The organism is Roseibium sp. (assembly GCF_965216085.1).
Taxonomy (GTDB): domain Bacteria; phylum Pseudomonadota; class Alphaproteobacteria; order Rhizobiales; family Stappiaceae; genus Roseibium.
On sequence record NZ_OZ244138.1, the window covers coordinates 2729501 to 2754720 of the forward strand.

Consider the following 25220-nt stretch of genomic DNA (forward strand, 5'->3'; position numbering starts at 1 on the left):
ACCCAGACAACCCTTTTCAAGTTGTGGGCGACATCAGCAATCCCAATGTTGTGCCATATTCCTTTTCTGGATCGGGGGGGAACCCAACCCCGCCACCGGGCATACTCCCACACCTACCACAGCAAGCTGACCTTGAACGCCTGAAACAACAAACGGCTCAATACCGCGAACAGAACCAAAGCGCCTATGCCGACCAAATGGGCGGCGGTTGGGCTGGGGGTGTTTATCCCTCTGGCATGCTGCAAACATTTCAGGAGGGCGGGGAGTTCAATGCAAACCCTACTTCTGGGGTTAGGCCAACAAACCCCTTTGCCCCACTAGAACAAGCTTCCTACGGTCGGCCCGGTCAGCAAAACAGAGCCTCTTATGGTGGCTTAGGCGGATTGGGCGGTGTGGGTGGCGCAGACCCGTTCACCAATAACAACCCTTACGCTCCCCGGTAAATAAACATGGATGATTGGCTTAGCGGCCTGTCCTCAAGAGCCAACGCCTTGAAGACAGACGATGAACTGCGCGCTGAATTTGCCGACAAAGCAGGGCCGGGGCCGAAAGTTCAGAAATTCAAATCCCGCCTTGAAGATTTTCTGACTGAGCGCCGCGAGCGGAAACGCCAGCGCTCGGCGGACCACAGGAAAGCGCCTTTTAATGCTCAAAAAGATCAGCTTCGCGAGCGGGATTGATAAGGACGACACCACCCTGACCCGTGAAGGCGGGTATGTGGATGGTGATTGGGTCCGGTTCTGGCGGGGAAAATGGCAGGTCAAGGGGGGCTGGGAAGCTATCACCAACGATACCTTTACCGGCTATGCGCGCGGCGCCCATTCTTGGCAGGATAACAATTCAAACAAGGTCTTTGCCTGGGGAACGCCAACCAAGCTCTATGCCTATATTGGTGGTGCGATTCTAGATATTACGCCGAACAAGGCGGAAGGCACGCTTGAGAACCCGTTCACAACGGAGAATGGATCGGATGTTGTTGAGGTTGAGCACGATCAGCACGGCTTACTGGTTGATGACAATATTACTTTTTCACATGCGGTGGCAGTGGGTGGAATTACGATTGACGGCGCTTATACCGTCACTGAGGTACTAACGCCCAACAAATACACAATTACCCATTCCTCAAGCGCGACCAGCACGGTTTCTAGCGGCGGCGGATATGTGGATTTTGTCGCAACGCTTGAAGCCGGCCTGACGGACGGCGAGGGAGGCTCCGGTTACGGCACCTCTACCTATGGTTCCGGAACCTACGGAAGCGCCTCAGCTGGTGACTTCTTCCCGCGCACCTGGACCTTGGACAACTGGGGTGAAAACCTCATGGCCTGTCCAAGGGGTGGGGCGGTTTTTGAGTGGCAACCTGCGCTTTCATATTCGGACATTATTGAAGACGGTGCCTTTGATTCCGGCACAGACTGGACTCAAGGCACGGGCTGGTCTGTCGGATCAGGTGTTGCAACAAAAACGGCTGGAACAGCTTCAAATCTATCGCAGGACATTGAATCCGAAGCAGAAGGCGGCAAGACCTATCGGCTGACATTCGATGCAACATTTACAGCCGGGGAAATTCAGATTGGCGTCAACGCCGGTTACACCACACCGGCAATTGTTGATATCGGTCTGCCGCTTGATCAATCAGGGTCTTATTCCCGGCTAATCACACTTCCAGCAGAGCCGCTTGACCTTGTGTTTCAGGCAGATTCAGCCATGGCTGGAACCATCGATAATGTCACGTTTTCGCTGGAAGACGACGCCTACCGAATTGATACAGCACCGGCTCATAATGTTGGGCTGCTGGTGTCTTCTGACAGAACGGTTGTCACCTATGGGACCGTCAATTCCGATGGGGAATATGATCCGCTTTTGGTGCGCTGGTCTGATCGGGAGAATAACCGTTCCTGGATACCGGGTGGCTCTTCCATTGCCGGGTCGTTGCCTATGTCGATTGGCGGTCAGGCGATTACGGGGCTGTCTTCCAGAGAGCAAAACCTCATCTGGACAGATTCCGGGGTGCATGCCCTCATCCCATCCAATGGTTCAACGGCCTACACGCTTCCTCTGCTTGGCGAGGGCTGCGGAGCAATAGGCCCTCTGGCTGTCACTAGTCACTCAGGGCGCGTTTTCTGGGTTACGGGTGACGGTGTTCCCTATACGCTGCAATCCAGCGTGTCAGACGTTGGTATTTCTCAGCCCATGCCGATTGAAAGCGGTGTTCGCCAGGACTTTTACGATAACATCACGATCAACCAGCAGGAAAAAATCCAGTGCTGGATCAATCCAAGATTTACTGAATTTTGGACCCTTTATCCGGATCAAAGAGACGGTGTGGAAGTCAGCCGGTATCAGGCCTTTAACTGGGTCGAAAGCCATTGGTCAGTTGGAACCATAGACCGGACAACGGTCATCAGTTCGGGAACGGAAGATTTCCCGGTTGGGTTCGGTACAGACAACAAGATTTATTACCACGAAAAGGGAACGTCTGCGAACGGCGATGTTCTTTCGGCCTATATCGTATCCGGTGATTTCGATGTCGGGGACGGCGAAAACTTGATGCATATCCGGCGCATGATCCCGGATTTCAAGAACCAGTCCGCGACGGTCACAACAACCCTTTATTCAAGGCCATGGGCGCAAGGGTCGCAAACGACGCACGGGCCGTATTCCTTCCTGACTTCGACGCTCAAAAAAGACATGCGGGCGACCGGGCGGCATTTCTCAGTTCGGTATGACATTTCAGCATTTGATGCGCGATGCCGGGAAGGAACGCTTGCTTTTGATGTTCAAGAGACGGGGCAAAAACGGTGATTGACGATCATTTGCGGGCGGCTTTGAAGCATTCAGGCGGGCTCATGAACGAAGCGGCTCTTGAAGCCTGGATAAAACACGAAACCTCTCACGTCATAAAGCTTCCGAACTCAACAATTTGCGCTGAAATCGTCACGCATCCGAACGTCGGGATTAAAACAATCGACTTCCCATTCGCGGGCGGAAATCTCGAAGAAATCAAAGCCTATGAACCGCGCCTTCTTCATTGGGGGCGCAGGGAAGGCTGCACCAAAGCAATCTTGAGCGGTCGGCGCGGCTGGGCACGGGTTCTTGGTTACACACCAGCTTACACAGTCATGACAAAGGATCTCTAGGGATGGGCAAAAAGGATAGGGACCGCACGGTTACCCAGACAACAACGCTACCGCCTCATATCCAGGAGGCGCAAGAGGCACTGTTTGGCCGCACTGGCGAGCTGATTGAATATGGCCTGGACAATCCGGGTTCCCGTGTTTCTCCGTTTACAGATCATCACAATGCCGCCTTTGGCATGTTGTCGCAAACTGCTGGTTTGATGGATCTCCCTACCGCCGATTATTCGCATACAATAGCCGGAACCCGGTATGACCCGAATACAGCCGGATATGGTCAAGCCGCTGAAATGGCGGCGGGGGCGGCTACCCCAACGCAAATCACCTCCGAAGATATCACAAGCCAAATGAACCCTTACACGGATATGGTTGTTGACCGTGCCATGTCGGGTATGCGGGACCGGTTTGATGAGGCAAGAACTGACCTTAAATCCAATATGGCAGCGCGTCAGGCTTTCGGAGACTCCGGGCGGGGCGCTTTGGAAGCTGAATTAGCCGATAACTACATCAAGGGCGCGACCGAAACAGAGGCGGGATTAAGGTCTGCCGCTTATGACAAGGCGAGTAGCTTAGCCTCACAAAACGCTCAGCTTCAAGAAGCAGGCCGGGGCCGTGAATTGGGCGCAGCTCAACTCGCCATGCAAGGTGTCTCCGGTGAAAACGCAGCACGATTGGGCGCAGCGAATTTTGATGTTAGTGCGGCGTCCTCGGCCAATGATGTTCTGGGGGATGTCTTTAACCGGCGTCTCCAGGCTGGCCAGACAGTGGCAGGCGTTGGCGATGTCCTGCGCGGCTATGATCAGCAGCTCTTGGATGAGCCGCATAACCTCTTGAATTGGGGCGCGAACATCATTCCAGGCACGACCGGTTCAACATCCACGACCACGCAGCCGATGTACTCCAATCCAACATCAACGCTTCTAGGGGCTGGTCTCATGGCAGGCCGTGCCTTCAACTGGTTCTAAGGGGATTAATATGAAACCACCGATCCCAATGGCTAAACCGGGCCTGGGGGCTGCTCCGAACGGTTTTGGAGCCTTTGCGCCTGCACCTGCGGCTGGTTTTGGCCAGCCCGCGCCACAAGGCCCGCAAGGCGGCTTTATCGGTCGCATGATGGATGACCCGGTGTCGATGATGGGTCTTTCTCTACTGGCAAACTCCGGGCCGTCTTTGACGCCTAAAACCGGGTTTGAAGGTCTTCCGGCCACTATGGCTGTTATGCAGCGGAACCAGATGTTGAAACAAGACCGGGAGCTGCAAAGGAAAGAGCATGAGCGCAAGCTGAAAATGCTCGAGAACCAAAGGGCCGCAGTAAGTAGTATGGGGCTAAATCCGGATCTGCCGGGGCCGTTGCTGACTGCTCAGTACAAAGCTGCAAACCCGACAGCGCCGACTTATTCCAAATCACCGATTTACGGCACTATTGGTGATAAAACAGTTATCGGCGCCATGGGCGATAATGGCTCTGTGAAGTGGCTTGATAGCGGGGATGTAAATGTCTCTCCGGGAACCAGAACCATCGACACTGGCACTGAATTGCTGACTGTGAACAATCGTGACGGTCAGATTTTAAAGCGGGTTCCAAAGGAAAACTACAAAAAGGCATTTGAAACCAAACAAGGAACTCTGGACGCGGAAAGCCAAGCGACATCCACGAGCGAATTGAACTCCATTTCGTCCAAAATGCCGGGGCTCTACTCCACAGTTGATACCTTGTTCGATCTCTCTAGCACAGCCACTTACACGCTTGCTGGCCGGGCGCGGGATGAACTGCGTAAACAGCTAGGTATGGAGCCAACGGACGCGGCAGTCGACCGCGCGACCTATACAGCCATCGTGGATAATCAGATCTTGCCTCTGTTACGCGATACTTTTGGCTCTGCCTTTACAGAAAAGGAAGGCGATAAGTTACGGGCAACATTGGGTGACGCGAACGCCTCACCAGCAGAGAAGAAAGCTATCCTCAACGCTTTCATTAAGCAGAAAGAGCGGGATATAGCCGCTCTCGCGGCTAAGGCTGGCCTAGAAAACCCATTGGACCAGCAGCCGGGCGGCGCACCTCCGGGCGATGACGTTGACGCTCTAATCGAACATTACGGCAGTTAAACATGGATATCGAAAAGGCAAAACGCGCGCTTGTGAATGCACACAAGGCTGGGGACACCGCTGCCGCGACCAAACTTGCAAAGGCCATCAAAACAGAACAGACCATAGGCGTGCAGACTAAACCAGAGGGCGTCGTAGACTCCTTTACTCAGGGTGTAACATTTGGTCTGGGTGATGAATTAACGGCTTTGGAAGCTGGTGTCTTGGGCAAAACACCGGGCGGTGGGTGGTTTGATTATTCAAAATCCTTTGGTGAGCGTTACGACGACGCTTTAGCTGCCGAACGTGGACAACAGGAACAGTTTAGAGAAGAAAACCCTGGAACGGCCTTTGCCGCAGAATTAGCCGGGGGTGTTGCGACTGGTGCAGGCCTTGCAAGCAAAGGGGCGACCTTGATCGGCAGAACTGCTGGCCAAGGGCTCAAGAAACGTGTTGCAGCCGGGATGGGCGAGGGGGCGGCTTATGGAGGCGCATACGGTTTCGGGTCTGGCGAAGGTGGGCTTGAAAACCGTATTGATAGCGCTGCTATTGGGGGGGTGACGGGTGCGCTCTTGGGCGGAGCTGTGCCGACTGCGGGTGAAGGTGCACGACGGGCAACCAACTACGTTGGTAGCAAACTAAACCCGAAGGGGCAGCAGCAGCAGGCGGGCATAGATCTTGTAAAAAAAGCAGCCAATCGGGCAGGCCTAGCGACTGATGATCTGATTGACGGGGTGCGCGATGGACGTAACATTGCGCAGCAAGATCAAGCACTGACCAGACTAACTAAATCTGTCTATCAGCAGCCGTCAAAATCCCGTGGAATGATAAAGGAATCCCTGGATCAAGGCTATGATGCAAACCGGTCTGCCGCTCGGCAAAAGGTTGCGCAGGCAATGGATGCTGAACCTAATTTCTATCGCTGGCTTGATGGATTTAAAAAGGCTAAAGGGGCCGGGGCAGATAAGGCCTACACCGCCGTTTTTGCCCAAAATTGGGGCAAGAAAGGCCCGCCGTTTGCACTTGATGATTTAATGCAATCGGGTCGAATTCCAGCTTCCGCACTGAAGGAAGCAAGAGCCCTAGCGCAGGTTGAGGGCCGTCCGTTCGGCAAAAACCTTATCGCTTCATTGGATGAAACCGCCGACACTGTAACTTTCTCCAGACTTCCGTCCCTGGAAGAAGCAGAAATTATCCGGCGCGGCATTAAGTCTGCAACTTCGAAGGCCTATAGAGATGGATCTGCGGTCGCGCCAGCACTAAAGAACCTTGAAAAGGAAATGAGGTCCGTAATTGATGGGGCTTCGCCCAACCTTCGTAAAGTACGTCAGGCCTACGCGACTGCCTCACAAATTCAAGATGCTGCCGATCTTGGGTTGAAGCTTACGAGCAAATCGGCAGACGAAATCGAATTCCTGTTAGATGATATGGCACCAACTCAAGTGGCTTCGCTTAGGAAAGCATTTTCTTCTGATTTAAAACACAAAATCGAAAAAGGTGATTTGAACCGGGATGCAATTAGAGGGCTGTTCGGTTCTGAGAGGGCGCAACGCGTACTCGGAATGCTTTGGCCGGATAAGGGTGAATTCGCCAAGTTCAGACGCCAGATGGAAAACAGTGCCGAGTTCAATGCTGCACGTCAGAAAATTCAGGGTGGTTCGGATACCGCAGAAAATCTGTACGCAGCTGGTGACTTGAATACAGGGTCTTTAGTTGGCGCTGCAACACGGACTCTGCGTGGTGATATGAGCGGCTTGGTCGATCTTGCTATCCAGTTTGGTGCAAAGTCGCTTAACCCAGCCAAGGGCTTGCCGGAAGAGCAATTGAAGCGAGCAGCAGAGATATTAATTACCCGTGATCCGCAACAGGCTCAGAAGTTGCTGACTGAGGTTTCTAAGGGTAACTCAGCTGCTTTCAATGCTTTCCAGAAGAAACTAAATGCGATCATTGCAAGCCCCGCTGTAAATCAGCGGGCAACAGTCGGCTTGGTGTCGGGTTTTTAAGCCCAGAACACCTTATAAATGAAGACAGCTCCAACAACGATTATCGCGCCGATCCAATCCCAAAAAAGGGTTTGCTGTTTTTCTTCTTCGGTAGGCTCTTTCTTCATATCCGCCTCCTAGTTCACAAGAGCTTCAGCGCCAAACATCTGTTCGACCTTACTGCTTGCCACAAGCTTTATGCCGGTAGGTTCCAAAGCCTCTTTCGGGACTTCCATGCGAAGGGTAGGGAAGTTGGCAAAGCGAACACTGAGATAGGTTTTCCCGTCCTCATCGGTGACCGCAAACTTATCCGCTTGAAGAGGTAAAACATTAGCTGTTTCGCCTGGGTCTTCAACCTGTCCCATTCTTCGTTTGATGGCTTCATTCATGCCAGTTCCGAACGCCAGGAAGAACTTAGAAGCTTCATGAAGCGGAAATTCAACGGCCTGCTCAGTGTCTCCACCCTTCATAGTCAGCAGAAGGCCCTTTTTTGTCAGCTTGATTGATAGGCTCGGTTTTTGGTCGGTCATATGGCCCTCTAAAAAATTGCGGGGCTTTGAAGCTCAATAAGCATCGCAGCGGGAAATGAATTGCTGGGGTTCATTGCCGGGCGGGGTGAAAATCAGGACTTGGCCCTGCTTTGCAACGCGGGCTTGAACGAAGTAGTCGTTTTCGTCGTCAGACTTGATTATGTTTTCCCGGCATTCGAACGTCGCGCCCTCTGTGAGCGAGCAGCGAGCTAAATCTTCGCCTCGCTGAATGGTCATTGTGTCCCCGCCATAGGTCAAAACAAACGGGGCGTTAGGAACTGGGCAGAACTCAATAGGCTTGAAAGCTACCTTCTCATGCATGATTGGGATCTGCGGTTGGCCAGCCGAGAAATATTGTACACAGATACCTTCAGCGGCTTGGCTCACGAACACGGTATGTTTGCCGTCTGTGAAGTCGCCGTTATCTCTTGCGCCCCACGTTTCGCGTTCGTAGCCCCGCTCTTCGAGTTGGGCGATGAGGTTAACCCATAGTTTTTGATGTTGATCGGTTGTCAGCTCGCTTACGCAAGCGAGGCTCGTGCCGTCTGAATTGTCAATTGAATAGACTGGACTGGCAATGGCGCTACCGGTGAACGCCAGTAACACAACCAAAGTTCGAAACATTCAAAACCTCTCTTGCCGCAGAAACGATTGTAACTGCGCAGAGCCATGCAATCAAGGGTGAGTCTTAATGCAGCTTGACCACGAGCAAGTTCAAGCGATTAACGAGGTCGCTGATGATCTTGGGATCTCTCCAAATGATCTCGCCACTGCCATTGCCTACGAAACTATTGGGACTATGAGCCCCGACATCATGGGCGGCATGAACCGAGACGGTACAGGGAAGGGGACTTTCAAAGGGTTGATCCAGTTCAGCCCAAGAAACCAATCCTATTTCGGCGTCAAACCGGGGATGTCCTTTGTTGAACAGTTGAAGGGGCCGGTGAAGGAATACCTTCAGCACACAGGTGTGCGACCTGGAATGGGCCTCAAGGACATCTACTCAGCTATTCTGACCGGCAGAGTTGGGCAATACAGTAAGAAGGATCGAAATGGCTCGGTGCTCCAGCATGTAGGGCGCATGACTGACAGATACGGCAGTAAAGTTGCCGATGCGCTTGCACGCGGGGCAACGATAAGCCCTGAACTCGCAGCCGTAATGGAAAGAGACAAACACAATTCATATGTCTCGCTTCCCGTTGATACGAGTTGGGAAGCCCTGGGCTCGATGCCATCCATGCCAGGAATTGACGGTCTTGCTGTTGCGGATCGTGGCGGCGTTCCTTCTCCATCGGCAAAGCGCGATAACCTGTCTAATCCGTCCTTTTCAGACAATGCAGTTGGCCCGCTCGCTGAGAGAATGGGAAGCTATGACGCTCCTGTTTCAACCGTAGCTGAATTGATGGGCGCTTTAGGTGCACCCACTTCTCAAAACCAGCAGGGTTTTCAAGCAACCGCGACAGCTACCCAAGGGTTCAGCCCTTCGCATCAAGCGAGTGTTACAGCGGATGTCAGCAACGCTTTTGGACCCACTTCAGCCACGGGAGTTGCGGGCGTACCCTCAAGCCGTTTTGACCAAGCATTTAGTGCTTTTGATAACGGAGTGCCTACTGGTCGATTTGATCAAGCTTTCAATGCGTTTGGCACACCAAATCAGTCAACAGCGGCGACCACAACAGGGCTACCGGCACTCGACGCACCTCAAACTATCGCATCGCGACCTGAAGCCATTGGGTATCAAGCCCCAGAGGCCTTGACTTCGCAGCAGGAAGAAAAATCAAAGGACAAAGAAAAGGACTTTGACTGGTTCGACAAGAGCAACGCACGCGGGGCAGTCATAGGCGCCCTTACCGGCGGGCTTCCTGGAATGGTTGTTGGTGGCCTTGCGCCCACAGCAGTGCGGGGTGCTCAAGCTCTCATGGGCAACGGTTTTGGCGGGCTTGGTGGTCTCGGCGGCTTCTTTGACGGCTCCCCGAGCGCAAACACTCAGGCCCTTGGCTATGCTCGTGATATGACGATGGGCAATCCTTTCGCCACGCAACAGGATTTCTTGACCAACTACATGGGCGCCATGCGTGGATTTACCGGAAACCCGAACATTGATCCGTTCGGCGGGCTTCCTCGTGATGGACGAGTAGCGGCTTATAACGCTGCCCTTCGTGATCAGGGCCTTGCTATCGGGCTTATGGAAGGTCTATCGCGTGATCTTGGCGGAGCATTCGGCAGTTCAGTCGGAAATTCCGGATCTGGTGGTGGCCGTGGCGGCTCCCGTGGCGGAGGGGGGCGCGGCGGCATGGGTGGCCGCGAGAGCGGCTCTTACGGCGCTGATGGATAAAACATCAGGCCGGAAGAACCACAACCTGCTTTGATTACTTGCTTTCGCTGGAGATATTCAGCCAGTTCGTAACAGGGTTACCGCGCTCAAGGACGTTTTTGTACAAGGTATCCTGTGTTTCTTGCCAGTCTTCAGGTACCTTATAGATGCCTTGGGCGTCACCGGCTGGTACTAGATAAAATAATACTGCTTCTTCAAACGCTTGTTGGCGCTTAATTGAATCTGTTAGGCGGCCATTGATCGTCGCCACAGTGCCGTTCAAGCCTTGGACGCTGTCAGAAAGGGTTGCCATTTCGCCAGCTAGACCGGCCAGTGTTGCTGATGTGTCTGAAAGCGCAGCATTGTTTTGGCGCAGGCCTTTGGCGTTGTTCCGCATTTCTGCGATCAGCGTAGAGATTTCCTTGCGGAGTTCATCATCGCCGTTTCTTGCCGCATCGCGCGCTTGGTGGGTTCTTTCATTAGCAGAATCTACGGACACACGAAGGCTCGAGATGTCTCCGGCAAGGAATCCATGCAGGGCGTAAATTCCGCCGCAAAAAACGATCGCAGCTCCGAGAGAATACCAAGTGATATGCTTAAGCTTGATTTCCACGATGGTGTCACCGTTGATGGAGTTCATGGCACGCTCCACAAATGCCGTTCGATTTGAACTGTTACACGCTGGAGCTGAACGCTACTTAAACAATACGGCGAAAACATTGACCTACTCTTAAGCGATTTGTCCTGAAAATTCCAGGGTTTTCCCGTGTTATTGATGGCTTAGTGAATTTTGCCAGCGAACAATTTCCATACTGATAAATAAGTACCCCAGCTCTTTAATCAACGCAGAGTAGCAACAGTTTGAAGTTGGTGTCAAAAATGGATTTTCGGCCCGCTGCACAGGCGGTTTTTCTTCCTTAAAGAATGGCTGAATCTCAGGCTTATCTCCAAACAATCAGGTGAAATATGAAGGCAACCTTTGAAAAGGTTCGGCCCCTCTTGTTCGCGCATGAGGGCGGATACACTGATCACAGGGGAGACCCTGGGAACTGGTCAGAAGGCAAGGTCGGTAGAGGCCGATTGATCGGCACTAACTTCGGTATTGCAGCACCAACACTCATTGGCTGGCGTGGGGGAAACGTCACAGCAGCGGACATGAAAGCGCTGACTCGTGACGAGGCTATCCAGATTTACAAGGCGCAGTACTGGGACACGATCCGGGCGGACGAGCTTCCAGCAGGTGTTGATTATTGCTGCTACGACTACTCGGTGAACTCAGGGCCGGGGCGGGCTTCGAAAGAGCTTCAGCGGGTGGTCGGGGCGAAGGTGGATGGCGTTATTGGGCCGATGACATTGGCCGCACTCAAAATCAGCGGTTTATCCTCGGCAACGATCATTGACCAGATTTGTAATCGACGCTTGGCCTTTATGAAGCGCCTGAAAACCTGGAAGACATTCGGCAAAGGATGGTCGCGCCGGGTTGGTGACGTGCGAACTAAATCCAAGCAGTTTGCGATGAATTATCCGGTTGCTGATCATGTTGCAGGTGATGCGCCAATTCCCAAAGCCAAGCCGGAAGATAAAAGCCCATTTACTGCATGGAAAACGCCTCAAGGTGTTGCGACCGGCGTCACAGCACTAACAGGCGCGGGTGGCTTCTTGAGTGGAACAGGTCCAGTGCAGTGGGGGCTAGCGTTCATCTTTGTGGTCGCTGCCCTTGTTGGCGCTTACTTCTTTATCAAGCGCATGCAGGAAGATGATTGATGTTCAAAGCTATCTTATCCTGGCTGACGGGCGGCGTTCTCGACAGGCTTCTAAGCTCCGTAGACCACGCAATAGACAACGACACAGAACGTCAAGCTATCCGAGCAAAGGTTGTCTCCGAATACGTTCGAACAGCAGCAGAAACCCGTCAGACCGCTATGCAATCGCGTGTGTTCTGGTGGACGTGGGCGCTCTTTGCAGTTCCGCTTGGTGTCTGGTGGGCGACAATCTGCCTGGACACGGTTTTTCTGTTTTCGGGCGAAATAGACGACCTGCCGGACAGCGTTAAGCCCTATGCCAACCAGATTTTTGCGGCTGTGTTTGGCTCCGGTGCAGGGGTGGCGTCTCTTCAAGCAATTTCTAGCGCAATACGGGGGCGTAGGTGACAAGACAAGACGTAGCAACAGCGCCAGTTGCAGCGGTCGCGGTATCATATCCGTACCTGCATGATTGGATAGAGTTCTTTGCAAGTGAGGCGAGGTTGTTTCTCCCGATCCTTGGGGTGATTTGGCTGCTTGTCCAGATCGCGGCCAAGGTCAAAAACACATGGTTTAAATCATAGTCAGGAGGCGTTTCATGCCCCTCTGGATCCAGCCGCTCATTTGGGCGGCTATTTTTATGTCTTGTCACCCGTCTTTTGCAGGGCCGACTGAAAAGGGCTGCGAGCCGCGTTCCGGTCTAGAGAGGTGCGCTTGAATGACATTCCAGCCACTGGATGAAGAAACAGCTCTAGAAGCCGTCCAGGCGCTCCAGGAGCATGGAAGTAAGAGGGCGGCGGCTATCGCCCTAGGAATTAGCCGGAGCACTTTTAGAAACCGGATTAAATCTGCTGAAAAGCAAGGTCTGACCGGTAGGGTGCCAAAGGCCCCGGAAGGCTTTGAGCTTAAACAGCTCTCCGAGCAGATAGGTAAAGACGGGCAAGTCAAATCCACGTCCGTCAAATACACTCATGAGGTTGGGCAGGAATTTAAACTGCCTGCCGGTCGGTTCATTGGCAAGGTAACAACGCAGGTTGGCGCCAGCGGTGAAATTGAAAAGGAATGGATACGCCACGATTGGGATAAGCTCACGCCTTTCCAGGTGGTGGAGCTGACGAAGGATTTCGTGAAAACACTCCCCTGGACGCGGCTAAAGGCTTTTCCAGCGCAGCATACTGAAAACGAAAACCTTCTCACGATTTACCCACTTGCTGATCTTCATTTATCTCTTCGCGCCACGGCTGAGGAATCCGGCGAGGATTATGATTTGGAGAGGGCGCAAAACCTCTTCAACGAAAAATCGGCACAAATCATTCAGAAGTCCCCAAAGGGCGGCACGGCTTTGGTCGCCTACCTCGGGGATTGGACGCACCAGGATGACGACAAGAATATGACCCCGCGTTCTGGGCATATTCTGGAAGTGTCGAGTTCAATTTTCCGGGCTGTCCGCGCTGGTGTTCAACTGGCTATTCTCCACACGTATCGGTGCTTAGCCCATCATGAGAAAGTGATTATCAAGGTGGTTCGCGGGAACCATGATCTGCATTCCTGGATAGGGCTTTGCCTTGCGCTTCAAGAGCATTTCCGGAATGAGCCTCGCGTTACCGTTGATACTTCAGAGGCCGATTACTGGTTTTGCCGGTGGGGGATGAACCTTATCGGTCTTCACCACGGCCATAGAATGAAGCCGGAAGAAATGGCGGGGTCGATGGCAACAGAATGCGCCAAGGACTGGGGCGAAACCTATTATAGGCTCTTCCTGCATGGTCATTTGCATCACCATATCGCCAAGGACGTATTAGGCGTTCATGTGGAGTGCATGCGGACGATAGCCCCGCCTGACGCCCACCATTCCGGAAAATATAACTCTCCCCGCTCTCTGATCTCAATCACCCTGGATAAGGAAGAGGGTGAACAATCCCGCGCGTCGGTCAACTTGAAGCCAATTCGTCGCAAGGCTGTATCTTTGGAGGCGGCATGACAGACCACATCGTCAAAGAAATCAAAATCGGCGGCGTCGAGGATAAAGATTCCACGATCATATCATTCAACGATCAGGCCTTTGCCTTCAGCTACGAGCGCTTGCAGGACTTTCACAAACTAATCCATGACCGCATAGAATTTTTGAGGCTTCTTAAAAAGGCTAAGGGGTAGACAGGCCTTTATTTCACGAGTTGTTCTGCTGGGATGAAGCCTTCAATGATCAGTCTTGAAACGGCAACTTGTGCCAAGTAATCCAGATCAATCTCATGCGCTTGCATACGTCCATGTGAGAAGTATGGGATGAGCGCAACGCCCGGCTCGTCTGACATGACAGCATCGTCGTGCCTGATCTTCAGAGCTTCGAGCAGATCGTTGATTACCTTTTCCTTCACGTCGTCCATGTCCGGGCCTCTATTGTTCGGTTTCTCGTCGTGTGAACCACGTCGATTTTTCAGGCGTGATCACGGTGAATGAATCTTGGTAGAGAGCGGCGCGCAAATGCTCTGCCAGCTTCATTGCCTTCTCTTCGATTCCATACGGTCCAGACGGAAAGCGCGGATAGTTGATCAGCCGCACGAGGACGCCGGACTGCTCGCCGCCTGTGTAGACGAATGAGGTCTGTGTCACGGTCACGCAGAGACCACTTTCGCAGAACTGGCGGCAAGCCCTCCGGGCGTCGTCATAATCGCCAGCAATGGCAATTTCAGCCCAGAAAGTTGGTTCAGTGGCGTTCATTCTGTGCATTCCCCTTCGTTCTTCTGACACAACGCGCCTTCAGTAGAGAGAGCCCAATCTCCCTGGCGCTCCATGAACTTTCGCAGTTCTCGCCGACTGAACCGCTTGGAAAAGGTGTGGCCGACGTTGTTTTCATGCTTTTCCCACCAAGAGGCGCGAGCCGGATGGTCCCGCGATAAGGCCGCAATGGTTGCCTCTGATTGCAAGAAACATCCATCGCAGTTCCCGCCGATGGTCCGACCGTTGACAACAGGCAAAGAGAGGTCGAATGGCTGCCTTTGCCAAAACGCAATGACATGATGCCTGGACACTCCAGCCACCCGCAGGGGGAGAATTGCCCGCGCTCGGTTGTCCTGGAAGGCGTTACGATGAGGTTCATCGGCCCGGAACCCAATGAAATTGGACCAAGTCTTCCAGCCTTTTGCGACAAGATAGCGCTTGGCGGTCAAGCTTTTCAGTTGTGCTGAACACCATTTCTGCGCCTGGTTTGGAAGTGCCTTTTTCTTGGCGATCAGGGCGTCGAATGGCTCCCCGTTTCTGCTTGCGCCCTGATATCCGACGACCTCAAAAAGCGGCTTGTCTGGCCGATATTCAAGCCAGGTGATTTCAACACCCCAACGCCGCCCGACCTCGGCCACAAAGTCATAGGTCTGGGGCATTTCTCTACCGGTGTTTTGAAATGAAACCTCGCAACGATCCGGCAAATCTCCATTTGCCTCAAGGATTTGATGCAGCATGAAAGCGCTTGTGCGCCCGCCGCTGAAGGCAATGTGGACGTGGCCTTCAGGAAGCAAATATGGCGAGAGATCTACTTTCGGTGCAAGCAACTGCCGGGCCTCTATTTCTGTTTTTCGCGGATGAAGAAAATCCCATACGGATAGCCGTTGGATTGGTTGCATCCGTAGGCATAGCCGACGCACTCATATTTGCCGTCATAGTACCGGTCGATGATCGCTTCGGCCTCTTTCCGGCCTAGGCGTCGAGCTGCTTGCCGGTCCTGAAAAGCAATTTTTGCTTTCTTCCGATCCCACTGCCACATCCGGTCGGAATAGATGGCGCTGTCTTCATCCACTCCGGCGCTCTTCCATATGAAGTGTGCATCGAAGGAATACGGATACTCTTCCGGCGTCCTGCCGTGTCCACCCGAAACCCAGTCATATTCTAGGCTCCCTGTTTTATCGAAGCGATAAATCATTGTGTCCATTGGTCGGGGGCCTCTATTTCTGGTATTTGCCGAGTCCCCACATCGCACGGATGGCGGGACTGATTTCTGTTGCGAAAAGCTTTCGGCCCTCGACGTACCAACACACCATCGGCCTGCGCGGGATGATGACTTTTCGTGGACACGATTTCATCTGCCGGGCCTACTGAGTCACAGGGTTGAAAAGCGGCATTTCGACTGGTTTGACCGACCTGCCGGTGAAGGGTTCGCCGTCATCCATCCACTTCGCTGGTTCCGGTAAAATCGATGGGTCGGCACGTTCCCATTTGAAATACCCAAGTTGCCCAACAGCGGGGATGAAGCTGCACGGTTTTGGGTCGCGGAGGACAAGCCCGCGAGGCCCAAAGAACCAAGGGCTTTCACTTTTGGACACTACGTCGATAACCTCGACCGAACCGATGATGCCGCCGCGCCGCAGATCGATAGCAGCAGGAGCTTCACCGCCGATATTGGCAATGAAATCCCTAGTGTTATCGTATTCGTCGCGGGTCATGCCCTTGGCTGCATGGATGGCAATGCGACCGCGCCGTTTCAGGCCATGATTGACGGCTTGCCAACTACGGTTCTCGATGTCCTTGCCACCGTAGATGATCGCCCATACCCACGGCTGGCGAACGGATAATGCGAGTTCTGGCAAGTCGTCCATGGTCATGGGGCCTCTATTTCTTACTCGCCGTCGTGCTCAATCTTGTCTCCGCAAACGAACAAGTACGGGTGTTGCTCAACCGCATGGCGGATCTGATCAGGGGTGCAATTAAAGGCGAGGGCGGCGGCAAAAATCGTGCTAGCGTTTTTCGGTTGGCACATAGACCAGACTTGCAAACCCTGGCCGAAAACACCGGTCTGAATTGCTATTGCTTCCTCTGGATGGTCAGCCTGGGAAATCCCGTAGGGGTCAGTTTCGGGCCAGTTGTCTTTTAGAACGATATTCATGTCCGGGCCTCAGTTTTCAGTTTTTCGGCTGGCTCGATCTGCGAGGATCGCGTCTTCTATGTGACGCTGTTCTAGGCAGCATTCTTTCTCGCCACATTCATCGTCTTCGCGAACGCAATAGCCGTTGTTGCAAGACCGGAATTTGACCGCAATTTCGATTACGTCGGGTGGCGTGTCTCGCATCTTCCGGGCCTCTATTGTTCGGTCACGCCACAAACCCAATCAGGGTTTTTTTCTGTGGCCTTTTTGATCTGTTTTTCGAGATGGGCTTCTGCGCATTTCGTCCCGCAAAACTCGCCACCGTTTATGAATGTTGGCGGGGAGCCTGAGCGCCCGCAATCAGTCTTGGCGGTGAACTGCAATTCGATAGAGCCGACGACCTGCACACCGTAGATATCTAAGCCGTCCTCCCAATCGTTATGGGAAATGAGCGCTTTGCAATTGTCGCAATAGTGTTTGATTTCTTGGCTCATATCCGGGCCTCTATTTCTGTTTTTCGCGGATGAAGAAAATCCCATACGGATAGCCGTTGGATTGGTTGCATCCGTAGGCATAGCCGACGCACTCATATTTGCCGTCATAGTACCGGTCGATGATCGCTTCGGCCTCTTTCCGGCCTAGGCGTCGAGCTGCTTGCCGGTCCTGAAAAGCAATTTTTGCTTTCTTCCGATCCCACTGCCACATCCGGTCGGAATAGATGGCGCTGGCTTCATCCACTCCGGCGCTCTTCCATATGAAGTGTGCATCGAAGGAATACGGATACTCTTCCGGCGTCCTGCCGTGTCCACCCGAAACCCAGTCATATTCTGGGCTACCTGTTTTATCGAAGCGATAAATCATTGTGTCCATTGGTCGGGGGCCTTTCTGATTACGCTGCTAGCGGCTGCGGATAGCCGTCATGAATGACGCCATCCAGCTCGCGGCCTTTGGCTTTGATTTCCTTCTGGTCGCGGCCTTCCCATTGCTTAAAAAGGAACGGGACGCCAGCGGCGGCGCACTGGTCGCGCAGTGATCGGAACCAGTCCGGGTCGGCGTGGCGATATTGCGCGCCACTCTCGCCGCCAGTGATGACCCACGACGGCAAGATTTCTTGCGGTATCGGGCCAAGGTCGCCAACCAACGGCTCTGCGCTCCAAAACGTAATCTGAGCGGGCAGGGCGGCCAATGCTTCGCCGCGTCTCAGCATCTCTTCACGGTTCTCGGTTGAGGCTCCCATCCACGCATTGACCGGCCAGTCTTCCATCAAATCCGGATAGAGTTTCGGCATGTTCTGCGGACGCTTAGACAGCAACAGAAAATCAAGGTTCTGATAGGCGCGAATATCCGCCACCAGATCACGCCGCCAGGGTGCTTCGATAGATCGGTGATTGTCGCCAATGTCAGCCAGACTGGCACAAAAGACACGATACCGGACACTGAGTTCAGCGGCTTTCCGGTCCCACTTCCGAAGGTTCGGACGGGTCTTAGTCCGTGTTCTTGTCGCACGCGGTCCCCAACGGCTTTGCTTTTGCTGCATGCCGCGCCGGTCCCATGCCTCCGCATAACAGTGATCACATGCTGGGCTTACACGGGTGCAGCCGATCCACGGATTATAGGTGTGGTGTGTCCACTCTATGCCGCTATTTTCTGCCATCGTGGGGCCTTTCGAGTCACGTTGCGAGCGCGTAGATCAGCCACGCGATCAGGGATACGATTGAAGCGATCATTAGAAAGCCTACGTTCAAGATGCTGCCAGCTCCGTAATCACCGGACGGGACAAATTTCAAACCCGCGACGGTGAAGGCGAGAATTGTCACAAAGACCGGCACCGCCCACCATCCGATATTGACCGAAAATTCCATGTCATCTGATCCCTATACTTTTGAGGCGGTTCCAAGCTGGCCACACGCGCCCGTGGTAATCAGTGAATGGGCCGGTCTTCAGCATTCCGCTGCTGCGCATGATGTTGAGCTTCATCATTTTCCGAGACTTAAAATTCTCCCGCAGGCTTCTGGTTGAAACTTTGAAAGGGAACGGAGCAGATCGTCTACGCACGTAAAACATCATCCGGGCCTTCTCTCTTCTCTGAACTTTGCAGATCGGGCAGGGCGCTACTCCTGCTCCCGGCATCTCTTTCAGCCACCTTCCGGGCGAGGTCATCGTGGGCTGCATCTGTGCCCCGGTACTTCTGCTTTCAGCACTGCCGATCTGCGAAATTCAACATCAAAATTGTGACTCAGTTCGTGCTTGAATTGTTGTTTACCACATGTTAAGAAAGTGGACAAGGTTCGTGACTCAATTTAAGAAGGAAAAACGCTTCAGAAATTGAAAAAATATCGCCGGGTGTGATCAGGTTTGGAAAAGAAAACCAACAAGCATGGTGTTGAGACGAAGGTGTTCGGTTACGCCCGTGTCAGCACGGAAGACCAGAACCTGGACCTGCAAATCAGGGCTCTGAAGGACTATGGCTGTGAGCAGATTTTTCAGGAGAAGCGATCAGCTTACGGCGTGAAGAGGCGGCAGTTGGAGATACTGAAGCTGCACCTTCAAGAGGGTGACACGCTGGTTGTTTGGAAGCTGGATCGCCTGGGCCGCAGCGTTGCCGAGTTGATCGAATTAATGGCCTATTTCGAGAAGTGGGAAGTCAATTTCGTAAGCCTGCAAGACAGCATCGACACCCGCACGGCTATGGGGAAATTCATGTTTCATTTGCTGGCATCTCTGGCGCAGCTGGAACGGGATTTGACGGCAGAACGAACAAAAGCCGGAATGGACGCGGCGCGGAAACGGGGCTGGCACCCAGGCCCCCCAACGCTGGTTCAGCGGTTGGAGAAGGATGACCCAAAGAAACTCAAAGCCTTACGAAAAGACCTCGCCGACCCAGTTATGACTTGGAGAAAACTCCATAAGAAGTATGGTTATGCCGTTGCAACTTTGCGTCGACATTTTGAGGGCGAGCGCAAGGCATTCCTGGCCGATATGGCTGTCAGGGATGAATTTGACGGGGAGAATAGTGAATGATGAGTTTGATTAAAGTTTGTTTGGCTTCTGCTGTATTTGCGCTCAGCGCTTATAGCGTATCGGCGGAGTCCGCAGGCAATGGTAAAACACCAGAAACTACAAAGACTTGTTTTTTCAACGGTACGGAATACTCACCAGGAATTGGTATTGGTGGAAGGGCCTGTGAGGATGGCGCATGGGACGCCACCGGCAAGAACCAGTTTTGTGTGTACCAAGGCTCCATTTACTCTGAAGGGGCTCAAGTAGGTCTCCAAAGCGGTCACTACCAAAGGTGCGATGGCGGTGGCACTTGGTCACAACCCGCAAAGCTTAAGTCATAAATAACAGCGGTCCGAATGGATAAGGTTTAGCCGAAGTATCGGGGAATCCGGTCGCCGCTGTTTCAATTTCAACTGTGACTCAGAGGGAGCCGGTGACATGTTCAACGAGCACAAACTGCTGAGGCGCTGGCACGATGAGGCGCAGAGCGAATTGAACTTTGCTCGGTCCATGCGCGACCAGTGGCAGGCGGAAGTTGAACGCTTAGAGGATAAGGCCGCTGGTCTGAAAATCACTGTCGATCCGACAGTGCCGAAGGGCGAGATCCACTTTCGAAACCAGGGCGGAAGTCACCTGCTTGGAAAAATCGTAGGTATCAAATAGTGGAGCCTGGAAATGTTTGAACGTCAGAAGGCTTTTGAGGCTGCGCTGGCATTCTCTGTGTTTAAGATGGATGCAAATGATCTCGAGCGGGACACACTCCGCAGTCTATCTTTGAAACTCGGACAAAAGACCATGTTCAGCAGTACAGATGTTGTGCGCGTTGCCGGTATGCTGTCTGACTTTAAGGTGACAAATGCGCGAATTTTGAATGGCAAGTTAGAACGGGTCCTGGATTTTGCCTGTCAACGAGGGGTCAATCTGGTGCAATCGGCATATGTCGTTTCAAAAATGGCTTAAGCAATACCGGAGCCGAGAACGATGAAATACCTATGCATCATCTTCACGCCATTTGTCTGGCATTGGCCGCATATGGATCATTCGGTTGAAATGGACCCGGTTCTTCGGTTTGGGCCATTCAGCTTTTCAAACCCGTGACTCAGAAGGAGCCGAGCCGTGAGCATGATCTTTGATTTTATTCCAGCCGGTCGATTGGATGATGCGGCGCTAGATGCTCAGTTGCAGCGCGTGAACGATGTCATCAGCGAAGGGTTTGAAGATCACGGCGGCTCGCCAGGTGAGTTTTGGTATGAGCGCCGAGATGAGCTTTATTTCGAAAAGCAGAAGCGTGACATATAGGGAGCCGAGCTGATGGAGATATTTTGGTCGCTCGTAATGGCTTACATCGCCATTGGCGCCGCGCTCGTTGGCCTCACTCGTTCACGTGGGCTTGGGGCAGATTCGCTGTTCGGGCTTCTCTGGCCTGTCTACCTGTTTTTGCATTTCAAGCGCGGTTATTAAGGGGCGGATTAAACCGAAAGGCCTGTTTGGTTTAATCCAAGTCTGCAAATTATACCGAACTACAACGGAGCCGAGGCAGATGGTTGAACATTGGAACATCTGGCTAACGCTGTTCATTTTTGGCCTAGCTGTTTTGGGCATCACAATGATGTTTTCACCGTTCAAATGATGGAGCGGATGACTTGAGGCCGATGAAGGATGCGCCGCGAGATACGCCGATCCAGCTGTTTCTGCCGGAAGGCAAAACGGCGGTTGCTGAATATTACGATTGCAGTTGGCTGCGTGAAGGTCCGAACGGCGAGGATGTTTGGGATTGCTGGCGTGTCGTCGGTGAAAAGTTTGGTGAAGATCCGGCTGCTAATGACATCGAGCTTCGCGAGCCTCTAGGCTGGCTTCCGCTCGATCCAGATTTGCTAAAAGACTACGAAAGTTAAGGAGCCGATGGGATGGCAGCAACACAAGAAGAAATAGGCAAATGGTTTGATCAAGGAGTTGAGCAGAAAGCGACGCATATGGTTGTCGTCTGTGACACTTTCGACCACGACGATTACCCGGTTTTTGTCAAACCCAGTCAATCCGCAAAAAAGGTTGTAGAAGCATACGACGGCAAAAACATGCAGCGCGTGATGGAAGTTTATGACCTCTCTTTGAGTAAGGCCGATCAGCTCAGCAAAGGCCGTGTGTTCAATTATTCATGATCGAAATAGTGGAGCCGAGATGCCAACTAAAGCGGAATTAGCTGATCAAGTCTCCGACCTGTCATCGCGCGTAAAGTCGATGGAACAGTTCTGTGCGGCTCTCGTCGCGAACGCTGGCGGTAGGATTGTTCTAAGTTTGGAGGATTTGCGGAATGCAGATCCTGAGACAATCAAGATCACCGAAACTGAAGATGTGGCAATACTTGAAACTGTGACTCAGTAGGAGCCTTGACCAGCTCGCTCATTGCGAACATAACCAGAACATGTACGCGCAATGGACAACAGAAAAAGATCTGGCCCGACTGATCGGTGAAAGGGCAGCCAAGGGCAAAAACGTTACGCTAACGCCTGATACAGCCGAGACTGTTGCCCGGCGCCTGATGAAATCCCACGATCCGGACCCGCATTTAAAATCCCTCACATTCCGGCTTGAGGTGTGGGACGCGTCCGGAAATAACTTGATTGAGCTGTTAGCAGCCTCCAGCACTTTTGCACTTATTAAGCTCGGCTATGAAGCAGCACGCGCCACGCGACGAAATGACCGTCTCTTCGTTCGCCAAGGAATAAGAGTGGTGATTGATTCTGGGGAACCAAGTCCGGGCGGGGCTGAAAATGTGGTGCGGTTGATGTGAGGGCTAAAGACTAGGTTTTTAGGTGCGGCGGGCAGGCGAAATTCTAAAGCAAAATCAATAGTAGAATTCTGCGTTTATTTCTGGGTGCGGCAGGCAAAAGCTCAATAATTTCATAATTCTTTTTTAACCTTACTCGTTTCTAATCTTAACCAAAGCAGCCATTGTCAGCAGTTTGGGTTGAGACGATGAAAAAGCGGATGCGTTTCCTCCGCAGGGAACTTCTGGGAAAAGTCGCAACAGTTACACTTGGTGCCGCCGCCCTTGCAGGGTGTTCGTCGGCGAGTGAACGGTTTGGACCGGATCCTTATTACACCGCCAGCACAAATAATCAGCGCGAGATCATGAATGGATCTGCGCCTGCTCAGCCATCCTATCAGGATATTATCAATGGTCCTGGGGGCACTGCAGCCGGATTGCCGCAAACTGCGTCAGCGCCGGTTTCCACCGGTTCCATTCCGAGCCAGCCACAGCCCGTTTATGCACCGGTCCAGCCGGCGTCGGTTACAACGCCAGCCGTTGTAAGTGCGCCAAAGCCGCAGCGCATTACAACACCGCAAGTTGCTGCGCTGCCAGCACCTGAAGTGGCTGCAGCCGGTAAAGATTGGAAGGGCTGGACCGCTGCTGGCGGAACTCGGGTCAAATCACGTCAGGGCGACACGCTCGCATCCGTTTCCCGGCGGTATGGCGTTCCGGTTAAGGCAGTGGCCTCTGTGAATGGGCTCAAGACATCGTCTCATATCCGTCCTGGTCAATCACTTTTGATCCCAACCTATGTTTATGCGGATCATTACGGCACATCGAGCGCGAGCAAGGTCAAGCTGCCGCCTGTCGCAAGCCGCGACTCTCTCGTGACAGGATCTATTCCGACTGTCGCACGGGCCGCGCCACGTCCGGACCGCAAACCTTATGAGCAGCCGACATTTGCCCAGCTGACACAAAACACGCCGCCTGCAACTGTAACGGCTGCCGTTCCGGCGAGCACTTTGCCAAAGCGAAAGCCCGGTGAAGCCAGCCAGCCAATTGTAACGGCCTCGGTTCCGGCAACAGTTTCGTCCAGTTCAGTTCCAGCGCCGCGGCGCCAGCCAGTCCGGCAGATTGCAACGGGTCCAGATAAGCCAATTAAGGTCGAAACCACTGCGATCACCACACCTGATATCCAACCGGAAGCCCCCGCAAAAACGGAAGCAGCACCAGAAAAACCGATTGAAGTTGCCGCTGTTCAGCCCAAGGCAGACCAGTCTTCAGCCAAATTCCGCTGGCCAGTGCGTGGCCGGATTATTTCCGACTTTGGAGCAAAACCGGGTGGTGGACGGAATGAAGGCGTCAACTTGGCCGTTCCGGAGGGAACGCCGGTGAAAGCAGCCGGTGACGGAACGGTGATTTACTCCGGCAATGAACTTAAAGGCTACGGCAATCTGGTTCTTGTGCGCCATGATGAGGGATATGTGTCCGCTTACGCGCACAACAGCGTCTTGAACGTCAAGCGCGGGGATAAAGTCCGCCGCGGCGATGCTGTGGCGCTTGCCGGTGCGACCGGCTCGGTCAACCAGCCGCAGGTGCACTTCGAACTGCGCAAGGGCAACAAGCCGGTGGATCCTTTAAAATATCTGCCGCGCCGCTAAACGGCGGACATGCCTTAGGAAATTGCCCGGCCATCGTGCCGGGCTTTTTGTTGGCGGAAACCAATCTGCTAGAGAATGCGTTTGAGGGCGTCCACAAGCCGTTCCGATTGATCCGATGTGCCGACCGTGATCCGAAGCCAGTTTTCAATGCGCGGCTGTTTGAAGTGGCGCACCAGAATGCCCACCGCCTTGAGCGCAGCGTGAAGGCTGGCCGCCGTTACTTTGGGATGGCTGACAAAAACAAAGTTCGTTGCTGACGGCAGAACGGTAAACCCTAGCCCGGTCAATTGGGCGGTGAGGGTGTCGCGTCCAGCCATCACTTCATGGCGTGTTGTTTCGAACCAATCTTTGTCATCCCAGGCGGCGAGGGCCGCTGCTTGAGACAGGCGTCCAAGCGGATAAGAATTGAAGCTGTCCTTCACCCGGTTCAGCGCTTCAATCAGGTGCGTCTGGGTAAGTGCAAACCCGACTCGCATACCAGCCAATCCGCGCGATTTTGAGAAGGTCTGAATGACAAGCAGATTGTCGTGGTCCGGGATCAGGCTTGCCGCGCTTTCCCCGCCAAAATCGACATAAGCTTCATCGATGATCACCACGCAATCCGGGTTTTGTGACAGCAGGGTTTCTATGCTTTTCAGCGGGAGGGCAATGCCGGTCGGGGCGTTCGGATTGGCCAGAATGATACCGCCGCGCTGGTTCTGGTAATCGGCCAGATCAACTTCGAACCCATCGGTCAGCGGAACCTTGCGGCACTCAATGCCGAACAAGAGGCAATATGTGGGATAGAAGGAATAGGTGATGTCGGGGAAAAGGATTGGGTCTTTGCCGGTGAAAAAGGCGCGGAAGGCATGTGCTAGGACTTCATCGGACCCATTACCGACAAAAACATGATCCTTGTCCAACCGGTGTGAACCACCGATCGCCCGTTTCAGTTCGACCGCACCCGGGTCCGGATAAAGCCGCAGCCGGTCATCGGTTTCTTCCTGGATGGCTTTCAGGGCTTGAGGCGAGGGGCCGTAAGGATGCTCATTGGTGTTGAGCTTGATGACATCGGACGTTTTTGGCAGTTCGCCCGGCGTATAGGGCACCAGACGATCGACAATCGGGCTCCAGAACCTGCTCATGATCTTGTCCTATGTCGGAAATACATTCGCTTATAGAACAGTAG

Annotated in this window: 36 protein-coding genes; 22 read left to right on the forward strand and 14 right to left on the reverse strand. The window is 53.2% G+C overall.

Going from position 1 to position 25220, the window contains the following annotated elements:
* Positions 1-449 precede the first annotated feature (449 nt).
* From ACOOFE_RS12900 to ACOOFE_RS12925, 6 genes are read left to right on the forward strand one after another with little or no spacing between them, the layout of a single operon-like run.
* Positions 450-680, forward strand: a complete 231-nt coding sequence (locus ACOOFE_RS12900; RefSeq protein ID WP_420415290.1) for a hypothetical protein — start codon at positions 450-452, stop codon at positions 678-680.
* Entirely contained in the window at positions 646-2802 is a 2157-nt protein-coding gene (locus ACOOFE_RS12905; RefSeq protein ID WP_420415291.1) for a hypothetical protein, read from the forward strand. Before ACOOFE_RS12900 ends, ACOOFE_RS12905 begins: the two co-directional genes overlap by 35 nt.
* Positions 2799-3137 (forward strand): hypothetical protein, encoded by a 339-nt coding sequence (locus ACOOFE_RS12910; RefSeq protein ID WP_420415292.1) that lies wholly within the window; start codon positions 2799-2801, stop codon positions 3135-3137. Before ACOOFE_RS12905 ends, ACOOFE_RS12910 begins: the two co-directional genes overlap by 4 nt.
* Before the next feature lie 2 nt (positions 3138-3139).
* The gene (locus ACOOFE_RS12915) at positions 3140-4099 is read left to right on the forward strand and encodes a hypothetical protein (protein WP_420415293.1); all 960 of its coding nucleotides are present in this window, start codon (positions 3140-3142) and stop codon (positions 4097-4099) included.
* A gap of 10 nt (positions 4100-4109) precedes the next feature.
* Positions 4110-5240, forward strand: coding sequence for a hypothetical protein (locus tag ACOOFE_RS12920; protein WP_420415294.1), 1131 nt, complete (start codon positions 4110-4112; stop codon positions 5238-5240).
* Positions 5241-5242: 2 nt separating this feature from the next.
* Positions 5243-7222, forward strand: a complete 1980-nt coding sequence (locus ACOOFE_RS12925) for a hypothetical protein (RefSeq protein ID WP_420415295.1) — start codon at positions 5243-5245, stop codon at positions 7220-7222.
* A gap of 116 nt (positions 7223-7338) precedes the next feature.
* Here ACOOFE_RS12925 and ACOOFE_RS12930 read toward each other — a convergent pair whose 3' ends face one another.
* Together ACOOFE_RS12930 and ACOOFE_RS12935 are read right to left on the reverse strand one after the other, a co-directional pair.
* Positions 7339-7731, reverse strand: coding sequence for a hypothetical protein (locus tag ACOOFE_RS12930; RefSeq protein ID WP_420415296.1), 393 nt, complete (start codon positions 7729-7731; stop codon positions 7339-7341).
* A 33-nt stretch (positions 7732-7764) separates the two neighbouring features.
* A complete protein-coding gene (locus tag ACOOFE_RS12935) occupies positions 7765-8355 on the reverse strand; it encodes a hypothetical protein (RefSeq protein ID WP_420415297.1) in 591 nt (196 codons plus the stop codon).
* Between the two features lie 67 nt (positions 8356-8422).
* Between ACOOFE_RS12935 and ACOOFE_RS12940 the strand changes: the two genes are divergently transcribed.
* Complete coding sequence (locus tag ACOOFE_RS12940) at positions 8423-10066, forward strand: hypothetical protein (protein WP_420415298.1); 1644 nt, start codon at positions 8423-8425, stop codon at positions 10064-10066.
* Between the two features lie 34 nt (positions 10067-10100).
* Here ACOOFE_RS12940 and ACOOFE_RS12945 read toward each other — a convergent pair whose 3' ends face one another.
* The gene (locus ACOOFE_RS12945; RefSeq protein WP_420415299.1) at positions 10101-10685 is read right to left on the reverse strand and encodes a hypothetical protein; all 585 of its coding nucleotides are present in this window, start codon (positions 10683-10685) and stop codon (positions 10101-10103) included.
* A 326-nt stretch (positions 10686-11011) separates the two neighbouring features.
* Between ACOOFE_RS12945 and ACOOFE_RS12950 the strand changes: the two genes are divergently transcribed.
* The 4 genes from ACOOFE_RS12950 to ACOOFE_RS12965 all read left to right on the forward strand — a co-directional run bounded on the left by ACOOFE_RS12950 (position 11012) and on the right by ACOOFE_RS12965 (position 13941).
* Positions 11012-11809: a glycoside hydrolase family 108 protein gene (locus tag ACOOFE_RS12950; protein ID WP_420415300.1), complete on the forward strand. Its 798-nt coding sequence runs from the start codon at positions 11012-11014 to the stop codon at positions 11807-11809.
* Positions 11809-12195 (forward strand): hypothetical protein, encoded by a 387-nt coding sequence (locus ACOOFE_RS12955; RefSeq protein WP_420415301.1) that lies wholly within the window; start codon positions 11809-11811, stop codon positions 12193-12195. The genes ACOOFE_RS12950 and ACOOFE_RS12955 overlap by 1 nt, the downstream gene beginning before the upstream one ends.
* 310 nt (positions 12196-12505) lie before the next feature.
* Positions 12506-13768, forward strand: a complete 1263-nt coding sequence (locus ACOOFE_RS12960; RefSeq protein ID WP_420415302.1) for a helix-turn-helix domain-containing protein — start codon at positions 12506-12508, stop codon at positions 13766-13768.
* Positions 13765-13941, forward strand: coding sequence for a hypothetical protein (locus tag ACOOFE_RS12965; RefSeq protein WP_420415303.1), 177 nt, complete (start codon positions 13765-13767; stop codon positions 13939-13941). Before ACOOFE_RS12960 ends, ACOOFE_RS12965 begins: the two co-directional genes overlap by 4 nt.
* An 8-nt stretch (positions 13942-13949) precedes the next feature.
* Here ACOOFE_RS12965 and ACOOFE_RS12970 read toward each other — a convergent pair whose 3' ends face one another.
* The 10 genes from ACOOFE_RS12970 to ACOOFE_RS13015 all read right to left on the reverse strand — a co-directional run bounded on the left by ACOOFE_RS12970 (position 13950) and on the right by ACOOFE_RS13015 (position 18501).
* Positions 13950-14171 (reverse strand): hypothetical protein, encoded by a 222-nt coding sequence (locus ACOOFE_RS12970; protein ID WP_420415304.1) that lies wholly within the window; start codon positions 14169-14171, stop codon positions 13950-13952.
* A 10-nt stretch (positions 14172-14181) separates the two neighbouring features.
* On the reverse strand, positions 14182-14505 hold the full coding sequence (locus ACOOFE_RS12975; RefSeq protein WP_420415305.1) for a hypothetical protein: 324 nt from the start codon (positions 14503-14505) through the stop codon (positions 14182-14184).
* The gene (locus tag ACOOFE_RS12980) at positions 14502-15404 is read right to left on the reverse strand and encodes a phosphoadenosine phosphosulfate reductase family protein (RefSeq protein ID WP_420415306.1); all 903 of its coding nucleotides are present in this window, start codon (positions 15402-15404) and stop codon (positions 14502-14504) included. The genes ACOOFE_RS12975 and ACOOFE_RS12980 overlap by 4 nt, the downstream gene beginning before the upstream one ends.
* On the reverse strand, positions 15344-15709 hold the full coding sequence (locus tag ACOOFE_RS12985) for a hypothetical protein (RefSeq protein WP_420415307.1): 366 nt from the start codon (positions 15707-15709) through the stop codon (positions 15344-15346). The genes ACOOFE_RS12980 and ACOOFE_RS12985 overlap by 61 nt, the downstream gene beginning before the upstream one ends.
* A gap of 160 nt (positions 15710-15869) precedes the next feature.
* Complete coding sequence (locus ACOOFE_RS12990) at positions 15870-16379, reverse strand: ASCH domain-containing protein (RefSeq protein WP_420415308.1); 510 nt, start codon at positions 16377-16379, stop codon at positions 15870-15872.
* Between the two features lie 14 nt (positions 16380-16393).
* Positions 16394-16660 carry a hypothetical protein gene (locus ACOOFE_RS12995; protein WP_420415309.1) on the reverse strand — a complete coding sequence of 89 codons (267 nt, stop codon included), beginning with the start codon at positions 16658-16660 and terminating at the stop codon, positions 16394-16396.
* Positions 16661-16854: 194 nt separating this feature from the next.
* Positions 16855-17133: a hypothetical protein gene (locus ACOOFE_RS13000; protein WP_420415310.1), complete on the reverse strand. Its 279-nt coding sequence runs from the start codon at positions 17131-17133 to the stop codon at positions 16855-16857.
* A 10-nt stretch (positions 17134-17143) separates the two neighbouring features.
* Positions 17144-17509 (reverse strand): hypothetical protein, encoded by a 366-nt coding sequence (locus tag ACOOFE_RS13005; RefSeq protein WP_420415311.1) that lies wholly within the window; start codon positions 17507-17509, stop codon positions 17144-17146.
* Positions 17510-17528: 19 nt separating this feature from the next.
* Complete coding sequence (locus ACOOFE_RS13010) at positions 17529-18293, reverse strand: DUF5131 family protein (protein ID WP_420415312.1); 765 nt, start codon at positions 18291-18293, stop codon at positions 17529-17531.
* Between the two features lie 16 nt (positions 18294-18309).
* A complete protein-coding gene (locus ACOOFE_RS13015) occupies positions 18310-18501 on the reverse strand; it encodes a hypothetical protein (protein ID WP_420415313.1) in 192 nt (63 codons plus the stop codon).
* Positions 18502-18994: 493 nt separating this feature from the next.
* On the opposite strand from ACOOFE_RS13015, the gene ACOOFE_RS13020 reads away from it, so the two are divergent.
* The 11 genes from ACOOFE_RS13020 to ACOOFE_RS13070 all read left to right on the forward strand — a co-directional run bounded on the left by ACOOFE_RS13020 (position 18995) and on the right by ACOOFE_RS13070 (position 24052).
* Positions 18995-19660: a recombinase family protein gene (locus tag ACOOFE_RS13020; protein WP_420415314.1), complete on the forward strand. Its 666-nt coding sequence runs from the start codon at positions 18995-18997 to the stop codon at positions 19658-19660.
* Positions 19657-19980: a hypothetical protein gene (locus tag ACOOFE_RS13025; RefSeq protein WP_420415315.1), complete on the forward strand. Its 324-nt coding sequence runs from the start codon at positions 19657-19659 to the stop codon at positions 19978-19980. The genes ACOOFE_RS13020 and ACOOFE_RS13025 overlap by 4 nt, the downstream gene beginning before the upstream one ends.
* 97 nt (positions 19981-20077) lie before the next feature.
* Positions 20078-20302: a hypothetical protein gene (locus tag ACOOFE_RS13030; RefSeq protein WP_420415316.1), complete on the forward strand. Its 225-nt coding sequence runs from the start codon at positions 20078-20080 to the stop codon at positions 20300-20302.
* 12 nt (positions 20303-20314) lie between these two features.
* On the forward strand, positions 20315-20599 hold the full coding sequence (locus ACOOFE_RS13035) for a hypothetical protein (RefSeq protein ID WP_420415317.1): 285 nt from the start codon (positions 20315-20317) through the stop codon (positions 20597-20599).
* A gap of 156 nt (positions 20600-20755) precedes the next feature.
* Positions 20756-20938, forward strand: coding sequence for a hypothetical protein (locus ACOOFE_RS13040; RefSeq protein WP_420415318.1), 183 nt, complete (start codon positions 20756-20758; stop codon positions 20936-20938).
* Between the two features lie 12 nt (positions 20939-20950).
* Entirely contained in the window at positions 20951-21100 is a 150-nt protein-coding gene (locus ACOOFE_RS13045; RefSeq protein WP_420415319.1) for a hypothetical protein, read from the forward strand.
* 191 nt (positions 21101-21291) lie between these two features.
* Entirely contained in the window at positions 21292-21534 is a 243-nt protein-coding gene (locus ACOOFE_RS13050) for a hypothetical protein (protein ID WP_420415320.1), read from the forward strand.
* A gap of 12 nt (positions 21535-21546) precedes the next feature.
* The gene (locus ACOOFE_RS13055) at positions 21547-21798 is read left to right on the forward strand and encodes a hypothetical protein (protein WP_420415321.1); all 252 of its coding nucleotides are present in this window, start codon (positions 21547-21549) and stop codon (positions 21796-21798) included.
* 19 nt (positions 21799-21817) lie between these two features.
* Positions 21818-22021 carry a hypothetical protein gene (locus tag ACOOFE_RS13060; RefSeq protein ID WP_420415322.1) on the forward strand — a complete coding sequence of 68 codons (204 nt, stop codon included), beginning with the start codon at positions 21818-21820 and terminating at the stop codon, positions 22019-22021.
* A 40-nt stretch (positions 22022-22061) separates the two neighbouring features.
* Positions 22062-22430 (forward strand): hypothetical protein, encoded by a 369-nt coding sequence (locus ACOOFE_RS13065; protein ID WP_420415323.1) that lies wholly within the window; start codon positions 22062-22064, stop codon positions 22428-22430.
* A gap of 197 nt (positions 22431-22627) precedes the next feature.
* Positions 22628-24052, forward strand: a complete 1425-nt coding sequence (locus ACOOFE_RS13070; protein WP_420415324.1) for a peptidoglycan DD-metalloendopeptidase family protein — start codon at positions 22628-22630, stop codon at positions 24050-24052.
* A 68-nt stretch (positions 24053-24120) separates the two neighbouring features.
* Here ACOOFE_RS13070 and hisC read toward each other — a convergent pair whose 3' ends face one another.
* The gene (gene hisC / locus ACOOFE_RS13075) at positions 24121-25176 is read right to left on the reverse strand and encodes a histidinol-phosphate transaminase (RefSeq protein ID WP_420415325.1); all 1056 of its coding nucleotides are present in this window, start codon (positions 25174-25176) and stop codon (positions 24121-24123) included.
* Positions 25177-25220 lie beyond the last annotated feature (44 nt).